At 62.7% G+C, this 13,088-nt stretch carries 13 protein-coding genes; 2 read left to right on the top strand and 11 right to left on the bottom strand.

Annotation, left to right across the window (positions count from 1 at the left end):
• Positions 1 to 16: 16 nt before the first annotated feature.
• Positions 17 to 208 (top strand): hypothetical protein, encoded by a 192-nt coding sequence (locus HB675_RS13030; RefSeq protein ID WP_213878737.1) that lies wholly within the window; start codon positions 17 to 19, stop codon positions 206 to 208.
• A gap of 158 nt (positions 209 to 366) precedes the next feature.
• On the opposite strand, the gene HB675_RS13035 is transcribed toward HB675_RS13030, so the two are convergent.
• The 7 genes from HB675_RS13035 to HB675_RS13065 form a co-directional block, all read right to left on the bottom strand.
• Complete coding sequence (locus HB675_RS13035; protein ID WP_213878738.1) at positions 367 to 1,152, bottom strand: PhzF family phenazine biosynthesis protein; 786 nt, start codon at positions 1,150 to 1,152, stop codon at positions 367 to 369.
• A 123-nt stretch (positions 1,153 to 1,275) separates the two neighbouring features.
• The gene (locus HB675_RS13040; protein ID WP_213878739.1) at positions 1,276 to 1,764 is read right to left on the bottom strand and encodes a hypothetical protein; all 489 of its coding nucleotides are present in this window, start codon (positions 1,762 to 1,764) and stop codon (positions 1,276 to 1,278) included.
• 137 nt (positions 1,765 to 1,901) lie between these two features.
• Complete coding sequence (locus tag HB675_RS13045) at positions 1,902 to 4,100, bottom strand: TonB-dependent siderophore receptor (protein WP_213878740.1); 2,199 nt, start codon at positions 4,098 to 4,100, stop codon at positions 1,902 to 1,904.
• A gap of 102 nt (positions 4,101 to 4,202) precedes the next feature.
• Positions 4,203 to 5,051 (bottom strand): TIM barrel protein, encoded by an 849-nt coding sequence (locus tag HB675_RS13050; RefSeq protein ID WP_213878741.1) that lies wholly within the window; start codon positions 5,049 to 5,051, stop codon positions 4,203 to 4,205.
• A 1-nt stretch (position 5,052) separates the two neighbouring features.
• Complete coding sequence (locus tag HB675_RS13055) at positions 5,053 to 6,294, bottom strand: FAD-dependent oxidoreductase (RefSeq protein WP_213878742.1); 1,242 nt, start codon at positions 6,292 to 6,294, stop codon at positions 5,053 to 5,055.
• Positions 6,295 to 6,310: 16 nt separating this feature from the next.
• Positions 6,311 to 6,631, bottom strand: coding sequence for a MocE family 2Fe-2S type ferredoxin (locus HB675_RS13060; RefSeq protein WP_213878743.1), 321 nt, complete (start codon positions 6,629 to 6,631; stop codon positions 6,311 to 6,313).
• 52 nt (positions 6,632 to 6,683) lie between these two features.
• Positions 6,684 to 7,772, bottom strand: a complete 1,089-nt coding sequence (locus tag HB675_RS13065) for a fatty acid desaturase family protein (RefSeq protein ID WP_213878744.1) — start codon at positions 7,770 to 7,772, stop codon at positions 6,684 to 6,686.
• Between the two features lie 185 nt (positions 7,773 to 7,957).
• On the opposite strand from HB675_RS13065, the gene HB675_RS13070 reads away from it, so the two are divergent.
• Positions 7,958 to 9,001, top strand: a complete 1,044-nt coding sequence (locus tag HB675_RS13070) for a LacI family DNA-binding transcriptional regulator (protein ID WP_213878745.1) — start codon at positions 7,958 to 7,960, stop codon at positions 8,999 to 9,001.
• 16 nt (positions 9,002 to 9,017) lie between these two features.
• Here the strand turns inward: HB675_RS13070 and pstB are convergent, their stop codons facing one another.
• The 4 genes from pstB to pstS all read right to left on the bottom strand — a co-directional run bounded on the left by pstB (position 9,018) and on the right by pstS (position 12,772).
• Entirely contained in the window at positions 9,018 to 9,797 is a 780-nt protein-coding gene (gene pstB / locus HB675_RS13075; RefSeq protein WP_213878830.1) for a phosphate ABC transporter ATP-binding protein PstB, read from the bottom strand.
• 17 nt (positions 9,798 to 9,814) lie between these two features.
• Positions 9,815 to 10,633: a phosphate ABC transporter permease PstA gene (gene pstA, locus HB675_RS13080; RefSeq protein ID WP_218626551.1), complete on the bottom strand. Its 819-nt coding sequence runs from the start codon at positions 10,631 to 10,633 to the stop codon at positions 9,815 to 9,817.
• Between the two features lie 50 nt (positions 10,634 to 10,683).
• Positions 10,684 to 11,679, bottom strand: a complete 996-nt coding sequence (gene pstC / locus HB675_RS13085; RefSeq protein WP_213878747.1) for a phosphate ABC transporter permease subunit PstC — start codon at positions 11,677 to 11,679, stop codon at positions 10,684 to 10,686.
• A gap of 73 nt (positions 11,680 to 11,752) precedes the next feature.
• The gene (gene pstS / locus HB675_RS13090; RefSeq protein ID WP_213878831.1) at positions 11,753 to 12,772 is read right to left on the bottom strand and encodes a phosphate ABC transporter substrate-binding protein PstS; all 1,020 of its coding nucleotides are present in this window, start codon (positions 12,770 to 12,772) and stop codon (positions 11,753 to 11,755) included.
• Positions 12,773 to 13,088: the final 316 nt, after the last annotated feature.

The raw sequence follows: 13,088 nt of genomic DNA on the forward strand, positions 1-13,088 counted from the left end.
CGTTCACGGAGAAGCCATGGCGACCCTACTAGCTTGTGCACTCGCGCTCATCGGCGGCTTTGTCCTGCTGCAGACGCTCTCGATCGCTTCAGGTCATCCGTTGCTCGACAGCAGCTTGCTGCAGAGTTCGTTTGATACCTGCGACCTGCTGGGGCTGATTGGCGCTGCGATAGTGGTGTGGGTGATGGCGGTGTTTCTGGATGTCTGACACTGCATGGCCCGATTGCAGGCGGTACTGATTTTTTACCCAATGATCCAGGTACCGCACCCACAAGCTGGCTCACGGGACGCAATGCCAGCCAATACACGGGCTGGCAACCCTAGAACCCACCCTCGGATGAGCCTGCATGTCGCAGCGGCGGTGCCTCAGATATAAATCGCCCCGCGCAGGTACAGCGCCCCGTGACCACTGATGATCACTCGGCCATTATCCAGCACCTCGCAATACAGCTGCCCTTTGCGTGCACCGCCCTGCTCTGCCGTCAGGCTGCGCTTGCCCAGTCGGTGCGCCCAATAAGGCGCCAGCGAAGTGTGCGCCGAGCCGGTGACCGGGTCTTCGTTGACCCCCACATTGGGGCCGAACCAGCGAGTGGTGAAGTCGTAGTGCGCGCTCGGCGCGGTCACGGCGATGCCGCGGACGTCGAAGGTCGCCAAGGCCGTGAAATCGGGTTCGAGGGCGGCGACGATGGCCTCATCCTCCACGACCACGACGTAATCATCCGTGCGGTACAGCGCTTCGATATGCGCCAGGCCGAGGGCCTCGCGCAGACCCGGCGGGACGGCCACGGCTTCGGGTTGCCGGGCCGGGAAGTCCATCGCCAGACGACCGTTGTCGCGGCGTACCCGCAGTTCACCGCTGCGGGTTGAAAAGCGCAGGGTCTCGCGCTGTTCGCCCAACTGCTCGAACAGCACCCAGGCGGCCGCGAGGGTGGCGTGGCCGCACAGGTCCACCTCCACCGTCGGGGTGAACCAGCGCAGGTCGAACACTTCGCCGTTGCGCACAAAGTAGGCGGTCTCCGACAGGTTGTTCTCGGCGGCGATCCGTTGCAGCGTGGCGTCCGACAGCCACGCGTCCAGTGGACAGACGGCGGCGGGGTTACCGCCGAAGGTGTGGGAGGAAAAAGCGTCTACCTGAAAAATATCGAGCTGCATACTGAGCGTCCTGGCGGGGGTCAATGTCGTTCGCCCGGGTCGGGGCCGGGCGAGGTCGGCTTAATATACGTGAGCCCTTGTGGATTGTGCCGCCGCATTGAGCTTGCTCATTCGGCTGGCCTCTCAGTCACGGACGCTGCGCGCATGTTTGAGCTCCAGGATCCTGGAGGCCTCGACATAAGCGCACTGGAAGGTTTGGCTACCGATCCAGTCCACGGCGGTGTCTTCTTCTTCGTCGTGATAAAGCGCGCGATAGGTGATCAGCAAGCCCATCATGAAGTCGGTAGCAGGCTCTTCCTCTTCCTCGGATACCACCAGCACCAGCACCGGGAACTGCAGGAACACCACGCACATCGCCAGCAGGCTGATGCCTTCGCCGAACTTCATCATTTCGAACAGATCGTGGTAATCGGCCGGGTCGAAGCCGTTTTCCTCGATGTCCTTGAAGTCGAAGGTGCTCAGGTCGATATCGACGTCGTCGAAGGGCTCGTTGATCAGCGGGTTGGCCAGCACCGGGTGCACGACATTCGCCTTGGCCTTGCCCACGCGATTCTGCTTGGCCTTGATCTTGGCCCGCTGGGCACGCTTTTGCTGTTTGTCTGGGGAAGCCATGGAGGCAAGTTCCTTGTCCGGGTGCAGCCATACGGTGGCGCGGGGTGATCGGGGAAGTATTGTAAGCAAAATAGCCTGCTTTTTTCGCCCCGCGATGAATCTCTTCCGCGCCTCCTTGTGGCTCGACACCCGCCCCGTCAGAAGTCCACGGTGCCGGAGAACTTCACCAGACGCGGATCGCCCTGGGTCAGGTAACCGCCGTTGGCCGAGGCCCAGTAGCTTTTGTCGGCGATGTTTTCGACATTGACGCGCAAGGTCACGTCCTTCTGGTCCACCTTGAATTTATAACGGGCGCCGGCATCGAAGCGGTTCCAGGTCGGCAGGCTGAGGGTGTTGGCCTGGTCAGCGTATTGGCCGCCAGTGCGCAACATGCGGCCGTTCAGGGCCACCCCTGGCAAGCCTGGCACATCCCAGTCCACCGAGGCATTGAGCTGGAAGGTCGGCACGCCGATGGCGTGGTTGCCGTCAGTGGTGCCACCGGCGGTGTCCTGCAGTTCGGACTGCAGGCGCGTGCCGCCGGCCATCAGGCGCAGGCCGTGGATGGGTTCGCCGAACACGCTGAGCTCGACCCCGCGGTTGACTTGGGTGCCGTCGCGCAAATACAGGTTGCTGGCGGCATCAAGGTAGCCGTCGGTAGGCTTCTCGATGCGGAACACCGCCAGGTTGGCGCCGTAAGTCTGCATGTCCAGCTTGATGCCGGCTTCACTCTGCTTGGTGCGGCCGGGGGCGAAGGTCTGGCTGGCGTTCAAGGCCGTGGCCGTCGGGCTCGGGCCCTGGGCCAGGCCTTCGATGTGGTTGGCATAGAGCGAGATGAAGTCGGTCGGCTTGTAGACGATGCCGTAGACCGGCGAAGTGACGGATTTGTCGTACATCGACGTGCGAGTGCCATCGCCGGCCAGTTGTGCACCGTTATAGAAAACGCCGTCATAACTGTAGCCTTCCACCAGCAGCTGCTGGCGTCGCAGGCCCGCCGTGACCAGGACCGTGTCGTCGAAGAAACCCAGGGTGTCGGACGCCGCGATGCTGCGGTTGCGGGTCTTGCCCGTGGTGCCGGGATCGTTCAGATCGCCACCGGTCAAGTAAGCGTCCGTGGGTTTGGCCAGGTCCGGGGTGTGGTAGATGTTGGTGGTGCCGGTACTGTTGTAGAACGCGTAAGCACTTTTCTGCTCGGTCCAGATGCTGGACACCCCCACGCTCAGCTGATGGCTCACGGGACCGGTCTGCACATTGCCGTTGATCCCGGCCATGACCGTGGTGTTGTCTTCTTCATGGGGGATGTAGGAACCGGCGATGGTGGCCGCACCGGTGCTGGCATTGGTCAGGGTCGGCGTGCCATACATTCCGCTCTCGCGGGTGTGCTTGGCGCCACCGGCCAGGTAGGCGGTCCAGTTGTCGTTGAGGTCCCATTCACCGCGCAGCATGCCGAAGGTGTCTTCGGTGTCGGTGTAGGTCCAGTCCTGGCCATAGTTGTGGCTGGCGTCTGGGGCATGGGGGATGCCAGTCAGGCCGGCGCCCAGCTGTACCGAGTTGCGCAGGCCGTTGATGTGTTCCCGCTGATAGCCGAAGTCTCCGGACACGCGAAAGTTGTCGCCGCGATAATCCAGCCCGGCCGTGAACAGTTTGGAGCGTTGCGACTCGTCGTCGATCGCCGTATCACCTTCACGTTGCGACAGGTTCACCCGCGCGCCGAAGCGATTGTCTTCGCCAAAGCGCTGACCGAGGTCCAAATGCTCGCCAATGCGCCCATCGGTGCTGATGTCCTGAGTGTAGCGGCGGATCGGCTCGTCGGTGGCGCGCTTGGGCACCAGGTTGACGCTGCCCCCAAGGCCCGTGCCGGTGGGGCTGATGCCGTTGATGAAGGCGTTCGGTCCTTTGAACACTTCCACCCGTTCCAACGCATCGGTGGAAATGATCTGCCGAGGCAGCACGCCGTACAGACCGTTGTAGGAAATGTCGTCACTGGCCAGCGGCAGCCCGCGAATCACAAACACTTGAGATTGGTTGCCGTAGCCGTACGACTCGCGCACCGACGGGTCGTTGAGCAGCACATCACCGACGTTTTCGGCCTGCTGATCCTCGATAAGTTTCGAGGTGTAGCTGGTCAGGGTGAACGGCACGTCCATATTGTCTTTGTTGCCCAACACACCCATCTGCCCGCCCCGGGCGACCTGGCCGCCGGCATAGGCTTGGGGAGAAGTGCTGGTGCTGGGCTTCACCGCATCGGCATTGATGGCGGTGGCACCCAGCTCCAGGGTGTCGGCAGCGGCATAAGCGGTGAAACTGACCGAGCAGCACAAGGCCAGCAAAGAGGGGCGGGAAGGAAATCGAAGGGCCATGCAGGGAGGTTCCAGACCAAAGTCAATGAGGAGCCTCCCTGGCAATACGAATACATATCGATTGCGCTTATGCTATCAGGAGTTATTACGAATTGTTAACATCTATTTCATAATATTTTGACACCCGCTGACCTCCGCCCAAATGTTCCGAATCAAGCGCTGGAGGATCAAGGCCTCGGCCCAGCGATCAACGATATCATGCCCCTGGGCGTCGGTGATTGCATAGGGCGGCGGGCCCAACTCACAGGTGAACGACAGGCTACCGGGCACGTGGGGCCGCGCCAGCCAGTCTTCGATACCGTAGCGCCACCAGCCGAGAAAACGTTGAACCATGCCCTGATGCTGGGCAAAGCCGATGGGCACCTGCACCTGCTCGCTGCTGGCCACGCGGCCATGAAAGCCCCAGCTGTGTTGCAGGATGGTCTGGATCTGCTCATCGTCTTCGGCATTGGCCGGGTCGGGAAACTCCCGGGCGACCACGTAGTGGGAAAGGTCTGCCAGCAGCTTGAGGTCAGGCATCTCGGCGAGCAGGTCGAGGGTGAAGAACAGGTCGCTGGTCAGGCGGTTGCGGTGGGTTTCCAGCAGGATCGGAAAGTCCACCTGCTCGGCCAGGCGCTGCCAGCCTTCCACCAGTTCGATGGCGTCGGCCAGGGTGCGGGGGCGCACGTCGGCCTGCAGGGTCAGGTGATGGCAACCGTGGCGCACGGCTATGTCGATGGCCGCCGCCAGGTCATCGCGGGTGCGCGGGAAGACCTGACCTTCGATCTGCAACCCGCAGGCCTTGGCGGCCCGGCTCAACCGCTGGGAAGGCTCGGGCTGCCAGAAATGATCGGCCACGCCATCGAACCCGGCGGCAGCCACCTGTTCCAGCACCGCTTCCAACGGCTGCTGGAGCTGGCCTTGATGGTTTTGCATGGCCCACATGGACTGGAACACCAGAAATTCGCGCATATCACCCCCGTAGCCATTGTTTGAGTGGTTGGCCCGGGTCGGCCAGCGCATCGGTGCGCAACACCGGGCCTGCCGTGATCAGGCGTTCGCACAGCTTGATATCCTTGGCCACGCTGTTGCCCGGCCCCCAGCCGCAGGCGCCTTGCAGGCGTTGTTCGGCGTCGAGGTAGAACATCAGCAGACCATCCCCCGCCGTGCTGCGACTGACCGTATGCAGGCTGCCGGCGAGCACCCCGGTGGTTTGCAGGCTCCAGTCATACTGATCGGACCAGAAGCCCGGGATCACGGCAAACGGCAGCCCGGCACCGAGCATGTTCAAGGCCGCATGCCGCCCCTGCGCCTCGGCGTTGCGCCAGGTTTCCTGGCGCTGGTACTCCCCCGCCGGGTGCAGACGGAACTCACAGACGTCGCCGGCGGCGTAAATGTCGGGTGCACTGGCGCGCAATTGGTCGTCCACGCGGATCCCTTGCCCTACCTCCAGCCCGGCCGCCGCCGCGAGCTCCGTGTTCGGCTGCATGCCGATGCCGACCACCACCAGGTCACAGGCAATACGCTGGCCATCGGTCAATTCCACCGCGTCCACCTGAGGGCTGCCCAGCAGCCGTTCGAGGCCGACATCGAGGCGCACATCGACGCCTCGTTCGCGGTGCAGCGCCAACAAGCGGTCCGAAATCTGCGCCGGCAAGGCGCGCCCCGCCAGGCGTGGACCGGCCTCCACCAACGTCACCGCGCAGCCCAGCAAGCGTGCAGTAGCGGCCACTTCCAGCCCGATGAAACCACCGCCCACGACCAGCAGGCGGGCGCCGGGCTGCAACTGGTCGCGCAGCGCCAGGGCTTCGTCATGGGTGCGCAAATAGAGGACGTTGGCCAAGGCGGCCGGTGCCATCGGCAGCCGTCGGGCGCGGCCGCCGGTGGCCAGCAGCAGCTTGCTGTACAGCAGCGCACGACCGTCTTGCAGCACGAGTTGGTGGTCCTGTGCAGCGAGGCGGGCAACCGGGTTGCCCACTAAATGCTCGATACCGGCCTCGGCCAGCTGTGCAGCATCGCAGAACGTACAGCCGGCGAGGTCCGTGGCGCCTTGCAGGATGCCCTTGGACAACGGCGGCCGTTCGTAAGGCGGATGCACTTCGTCACCGATCAACAGCAGCGGTCCCTCATAGCCCTCGGCCCGCAGGGTCATGGCCGCCCTGCCCCCCGAATGCCCGGCACCGATGATGACCATTGGAGCATTGGCAGCGTTCATGTCATTCCCCTCGTGCTCAGGCGCCGAGCCCCAGGTAGACGCGGCCGGCTTCGACCCGCACCGGATAGGTTTTCAGGTTGACGCACACCGGTGCGCCAAGGGCCTTGCCCGAACGGTAGTCGAAACGGCCGTTGTGTTTCGGGCACTCGATGACGTGGTCCATGACCAGGCCGTCGGCCAGGTGAATTTTTTCGTGGGTGCACAGGCCGTCGGTGGCGAAGAACTCGTCATCGGCCGAGCGGTACACCGCGTAGGTGCTTTGCCCGTGGTCAAACCGCAGGACGTCTTCTTCGTCGATGTCATCGACCGCGCACACGTCTACCCATTGATCGCTCATGATCTGTTCTCTTGTTGTTGGATTGGAAAAGGGCTGCAGCGTGGCGCCAGTCTCAGTCGGCCAGCGCCTCGGATTCGCTGCGGGCTTCGCAGGGCGGGGCTTGGCGCACCGGCCGGCGAATGAAATACGTCGGGTCCCTGCGCTGCTGGATCACCACGGGAATGATTTCCTTGAAGGCAGCGAACAGGCTCGGATACGGCGGCGGGCAATCCTCGCGCACCGCCTCGTGCAATTGCGGCAGGGCGTAGTACGGCACCATAGGGAACATGTGGTGCTCCAGGTGGTAGTTCATGTTCAGGTACAGAAACCGCAGCAGCGGGTTCATGTAGATGGTGCGGCAATTGCTGCGGTGGTCCAGGGTGTCCTCGGCCAGGCCCACGTGTTGTGACAGGCCGAACATATAGGACAGCCAGCCGCCGTACAGCGAGGGCAGACCGATCAACATCAGCGGCAGGAAGCTGTGCAGGTACAGCGCTGCCGCCAGGGTCAGCAGGTAGATGGCTGACCAGACGCGAGCGGTGGTGTAGACCTTGGACCACTCCGAGGGCGGGATGAACGTCTTTTCGTCGGCAGTGAGCTGCCCGGCGGCGTGGCGAGCGACCGAGCGTGCGGTGTTCACCAGTTGGGGCAAACCGAAGAGTTTCAGTACCATCAAGCTCAGGCTGGGCGGACGCTGTTCGACGATCTCCGGGTCGCGCCCGACGATGATGGTGTCGGTGTGGTGCCGGGCGTGGCTCCAGCGCCAGACGTGGGGCTCGAACATCACCATGAAGCTGGCCAACTGGTAGACCACGTCATTCATCCAGCGGGTCTTGAAGGCCGTGCCGTGGCCGGTCTCGTGCCAGCGGGCGTTGGAGGCGGTGCCGTAGAACACCCCATAGACGAAGAAAAACGGCACGCAGGCCCACGAGCCCCAGAACCAGTAACCGGCAAAGCCGCTGAGGGCCAGGCCCAATAGCCACAATGCGGTGTCGCGCAGGGCCGGGCCGTCGCGGCGCTGCATCAGTTCCTTGAGGCGCTTGCGTGGGACAGGGGTCTGGTACCAGGTGGCCGAGGCCAGGCCGTTTTGCAGGGCATGGGCCGCTTCGGGGCCGGTCAGGCTGTAATCTCGACGGGTGCCGGGAGGTGATTCATGGGACATGATCGGTATTCTCCGCCAACTTGTTCTTATGATTGAGTGCGGTTGCTGCCATCAAAATATAGAGAGCCGTCGCAGGGGCCTCAAGCCCTTGAATCCAATCCCTTTCAAGCTATCATCCAGTGCAGCATTGCCTTGATAGTTTTCTATCACGCGCTTTTTTCAGCCAGCCCTCCCGGAGAAGGGTCATGAACAATAAACGTCCTACCATTGCCACCGTGGCCGAACATGCGCGCCTGAGCGTGGCCACCGTGGACCGGGTGCTCAATGCCCGGGCGCCGGTCAATGCCGAGACCGCCGACCGGGTGTTTCAGTCGGCCACGGCGGTGGGCTACTTCGCCGCGCGGTTGATCGGCCAGCGCATCCGTGAACAGCGCCCCAGCTACCGCTTCGGCATCTTGCTGCTGGGCACGGCCCAGGCCTTCTACGCCAACCTGGCCCAGGCCATCAGCACCGCTGCGGGACGTCAACAGAACGCCAGCCTGAGCTGTCATTTCGACTACGTGATCGACCGCAGCCCCACGGCGGTGGCGGCGCAGATCCGTGCTATGGCCGGCCAGTGCGATGGCCTGGCGGTGGTCAGTTTCGCCCACCCGCAGGTCAGCGACGCCATCGCACAGGCGCGGGCCGATGGCACGGCGGTGGTGGCGCTGCTCTCGGAAATCGAAGAAGACAGCGCCGAGCCGTACGTGGGCCTGGACAACGCTGAAGTCGGCCGCACCATGGGCTGGCTGCTGGCCCACACCTGCCCTTCGCGTCAGGGCAGCATCGGCATCTTGCTGGGCGGCCACCGCTTCATCGGCCACCAGCGACGGGTCGAAGCCCTGTGCGCTTACTTGCAGACCCATGCACCCGGCTTGCGGGTGCTGGAGCCGGTGATCAACCTGGACAACAATGACGTTACCGAAGAAGCCACCCTGGAGTTGATCAGCCGGTTTGATGACCTGCGTGGGCTGTGCGTGGTGGGCGGTGGTGGCGACGGGATCATCAGTGCCCTGCGGCAACTGCCCGAGCGCCCGGCGCTATGCAGCGTGTTGCTGGAGTCCACCGAGCTGAGCCGGCAGGCGCTGCGCGATGGCCTGATCACGCTGGTGGTGGACTCCCAGCCACGCCAGGTGGCTGAAGCGCTGGTGACGTTGCTGGTGCAGTTGCAGGATGGCCAGGCGTTCGATCCGGCACGTCACAGGGTGAGGGTGCCGTTGCAGATCATGACGTCGGAGAATGTTCGGTAGGCTGTGCAGGCTCAAATCAACCAAACCGCCCAGTGATGTAATCCTCGGTCTGGGTCTTGCCCGGCTTGGTAAAAATGATGTCGGTGTCGTTGTGCTCGATCAGTTCGCCCATGAACATGAACGCGGTGTAATCCGAGCACCGCGCGGCCTGTTGCATATTGTGGGTGACGATGATGACCGTGAACTGTTCCTTGAGCTCGGTGATCAACTGCTCGATTCGGCCGGTGGAGATCGGGTCGAGGGCCGAGGTCGGTTCGTCCAGCAACAGCACCTGGGGCTTGAGGGCGATGGTGCGGGCGATGCACAGACGCTGCTGCTGGCCGCCGGACAGGCTCTGGGCGCTCTGCTTGAGTTTGTCCTTGACCTCGTCCCACAGCGCGCCACCGCGCAGTGCCTGCTCGACGCGCTCGTCCATTTCCCGGCGCGAGAGCTTTTCCTGGTGGCGCACGGCGTAGGCGATGTTCTCGTAGATCGACATCGGGAACGGCACCGGCTTCTGGAACACCATGCCCACCTGGCTGCGCAGGCGGTTCATGGAGTAGCCCGGGGCCAGGATGTTTTCGCCGTTGAGCAGCACTTCGCCCTTGGCTTCCTGCTTGGGGTACATCGCATAGATGCGGTTGAACACACGCAGCAGGGTCGACTTGCCACAGCCGGATGGGCCGATGATCGCGGTGATGCGTTTTTCGGGAATGTCCATGTCGATGGACTTCAACGAACGGTGGCCGTTGTAGAAGAACTCCAGGCCCTTGACCTTGATCTTGGTGCGTTCGTTGGCAAGCGTGTTGGCGCTAATTTTTTGGCTGAGAGTCATCAGGCGGACCTATTACGCAAAAGGATCAGTCGGGACGTCAAGCTGAGCAGCAGGACAAACAGGGTCAATACCAGCGCGCCGGCCCAGGCCAGGGCGTGCCAGTCATCGAAGGGGCTCATGGCGTACTGGAAGATCACCACCGGTACGCTGGCGATCGGCTTGAGCAGGTTGCTGCTCCAGAACTGGTTGCCGAACGCGGTGAACAGCAGCGGTGCGGTTTCGCCGGTGATGCGTGCCAGCGCCAGCAGGATGCCCGTGACCACACCCGCTTTGGCCGCCCGCAGAACGATCTGCAGGGTCAGTTTCCACTGTGGCACGCCCAGGGCCAGGGCTGCTTCGCGCATGGTCGAGGGCTGCAACTGAAGCATTTCATCCGTGGTACGTACCACCACCGGTATCACCAATAGCGCCAGCGCCAGGGCACCGGCGATGGCGGAGAAGCCGACCTGGTGGTTGGTCACGGCGTTGATCGGCAGGATCACCGCGGTGTAGACAAACAGCCCCAGCACGATGGACGGCGCCGACAGCAGAATGTCATTGATGAAACGCACCGCCGTGCCCAGCTTGCTGAACCGAGCAAACTCGGCCAGCCAGACCCCGGCCATCAGGCCGATGGGCGTACCGATCAGCAAGCCCAGGCCCGACATCAGCACGCTGCCGTAAAAGGCATTGGCCAGGCCGCCGGCCATGCCGGGCGGAGGGGTCATCTGGGTGAACAGCGCACCGTTGAGGGCGCTGAAGCCGTTGACGATGGTGGTCAGCAGAATCCACACCAGCCACAACAGGCCGAACGCCGTGGCGCCACAGCTGAGCACCATGGCGATGCTGTTCTTGAGGCGACGCTTGCGATAAAGGCTATCGTCCTGAGTCACAGGCCCTCCTTGCGCGACAGGCGCATCAGCATGATTCGCGCAGCGGCGAGTACGATAAAGGTCACGATGAACAGCAGGAAACCCAAGGCGATCAACGCCGAACGATGCAGGTCGGTGTAGGCCTCGCTGAATTCGTTGGCGATCACCGAGGCGATCGAGCTGCTGGGCATCATCAAGGACGCCGAGAACTGGTGGGCGTTGCCCAGCACGAAGGTCACTGCCATGGTTTCGCCCAGGGCCCGCCCCAGGCCGAGGAAGATGCCGCCGACCACCGCCGAACGGGTATAGGGCAGAACGATGTCCCAGACCACTTCCCAGGTGGTGTTGCCCAGGGCGTAGGCCGATTCCTTGAGGGTGGTGGGCACGCTGCGGAAGACTTCCTGCATCACCGAGGTAATGAAGGGGATGATCATGATCGCCAGGACGATACCGGCGGTGAGCATGCCGATGCCCAGGGGCGGGCCCTGGAACAGAGTACCGATCAGGGGCAAGGCGCCCAGGTTGTCATTGATCCACGGGGCCAGATGGGCCGCCATGAACGGACCGAAAACGAACAGGCCCCACATGCCATAGATGATCGACGGGATACCGGCGAGCAGTTCGATGGCCGACGAAATGGGCATGCGCAACCAAGGCGGCGCCACTTCGGTGAGAAAGATCGCGATGCCGAAACTCACGGGCACGGCAATCAGCAGTGCCAGCAGTGAAGTCACCAGGGTGCCGTAGATGGGCACCAGCGCGCCGAACTTGCCGTTGACTGCATCCCAGTCGGTGCTGGTCAGAAAGCCGAAGCCGAAGGTGTGCAAGGCCAGGCTGCCGCCCCACAGGGTGGAAAAACAGATGGCCGCCAGCAACGCCAGGACCAGCATGGCCGCGCCGCACATGGAGCGGCGAAACCACACATCGTGGCGCTGGTCGCGGGCGGCGCGGGCTTCACTGGCATCCAGGGTCTGGGGCATATTGGCGGACAACGTGGGGGTGTGTTCAGTCATTGAAGGACCACTCGCAAGAACATCCCCTGTTCAAGCCGCAGACGGCTTGCGCAGAGGATGTCCGGGTTTTGAATCAACGGGCGAAGTCAGACTTCCAGTAACCTTCGATGCGCTCGACCAGCGACTTGGGCAGCGCAACGTAATCGAGCGAAGCGGCCTGAGCCTGGCCGTTTTCCAGCGACCACTTGAAGAAGTCGAAGGCGGCCTTGCTTTGCTCGGCGTTCTTGGCGGTCTTGTACATGATGATCCAGGTGGTCGCGGTGATCGGCCAGGCGCTGTCGCCCGGAGCGTTGGTCATGATCACGTTGAAGTCCTTGGCGCTCGCCCAGTCGGCGGTGTCGGCAGCGGCCTGGAAGCTCTTGGCATCCGGCGATACAAACTTGCCGGCGGCGTTTTTCAGCAAGGTGTAGGACATGGTGTTCTGCTTGGCGTAGGCGTATTCCACGTAGCCGATCGAGTTCTTGATCTGCTTCACGTAAGCCGAAACACCTTCATTACCCTTGCCGCCCACACCGACTGGCCATGGCACGGTGGTGCCGAATTTGATGCGGGTGTTCCAGTCTTCGCTGGCCTTGGCCAGGTAGTTGGTGAAGTTGAAGGTGGTGCCCGAACCGTCCGAGCGGTGAACCACGGTAATGGTGCTCGATGGCAGCTTCAGGCCAGGGTTCAGCGCGGCGATGGCCGGGTCGTTCCAGGTGTTGACGGTGCCGGTGAAGATCTTCGCCAGGGTCTCGCCGTCGAGTTTCAGCTCGCCAGGCTTGACGCCTTCGATGTTGACCACCGGGACGATACCGCCGACGACGCTGGGGAACTGGCCCAGGCCAGCGGCTTTCAGGTCGTCAGCCGACAGCGGAGCATCGGAAGCGCCGAAGTCGACGGTAGCCGCCTTGATCTGAGCGATGCCGCCGCCCGAACCGATGGACTGGTAGTTGATCCGGTTACCGGATTCTTTGCTGTAATCCTGGGACCACTTGGACAAGACGGGAAACACGAAGCTGGAACCGGCGCCGGTCACATCGGTGGCATGCGCTACACCGCTGAGGCACAGCGAGGCCAGGAGAAGCGACAGACGATTTTTGCTCAGCAACATCAGGCATTACCTCGACTTGAGAAAAAAGGCACCCAGGACCCTTCAATGAGTCTTCGGGGTTTGGCCGTGACGATTTAATGCTTTCTATATTTCGGTTTGATGACAGGGAGTTGACATGTTGCTGAATTGCTCATGTTTTTCTCAATACAGTCGGGGAGTTGCGGCCGAGATATGGCCAATGGCCTCGCTTCAGAATGGATCCATCTGTTCCAAGGTTTCATGATCCCCCTGGCAACTTCCCCGCCCTCCTCGCGGTCAACCCCAAGGACTTCATCATCGAGAGCCTTCGCCTGAGGCTCTTGCCCCGGGCCTGTCGCCC

It is taken from the genome of Pseudomonas sp. dw_358, from assembly GCF_018449655.1.
Classification (GTDB): Bacteria; Pseudomonadota; Gammaproteobacteria; order Pseudomonadales; family Pseudomonadaceae; genus Aquipseudomonas.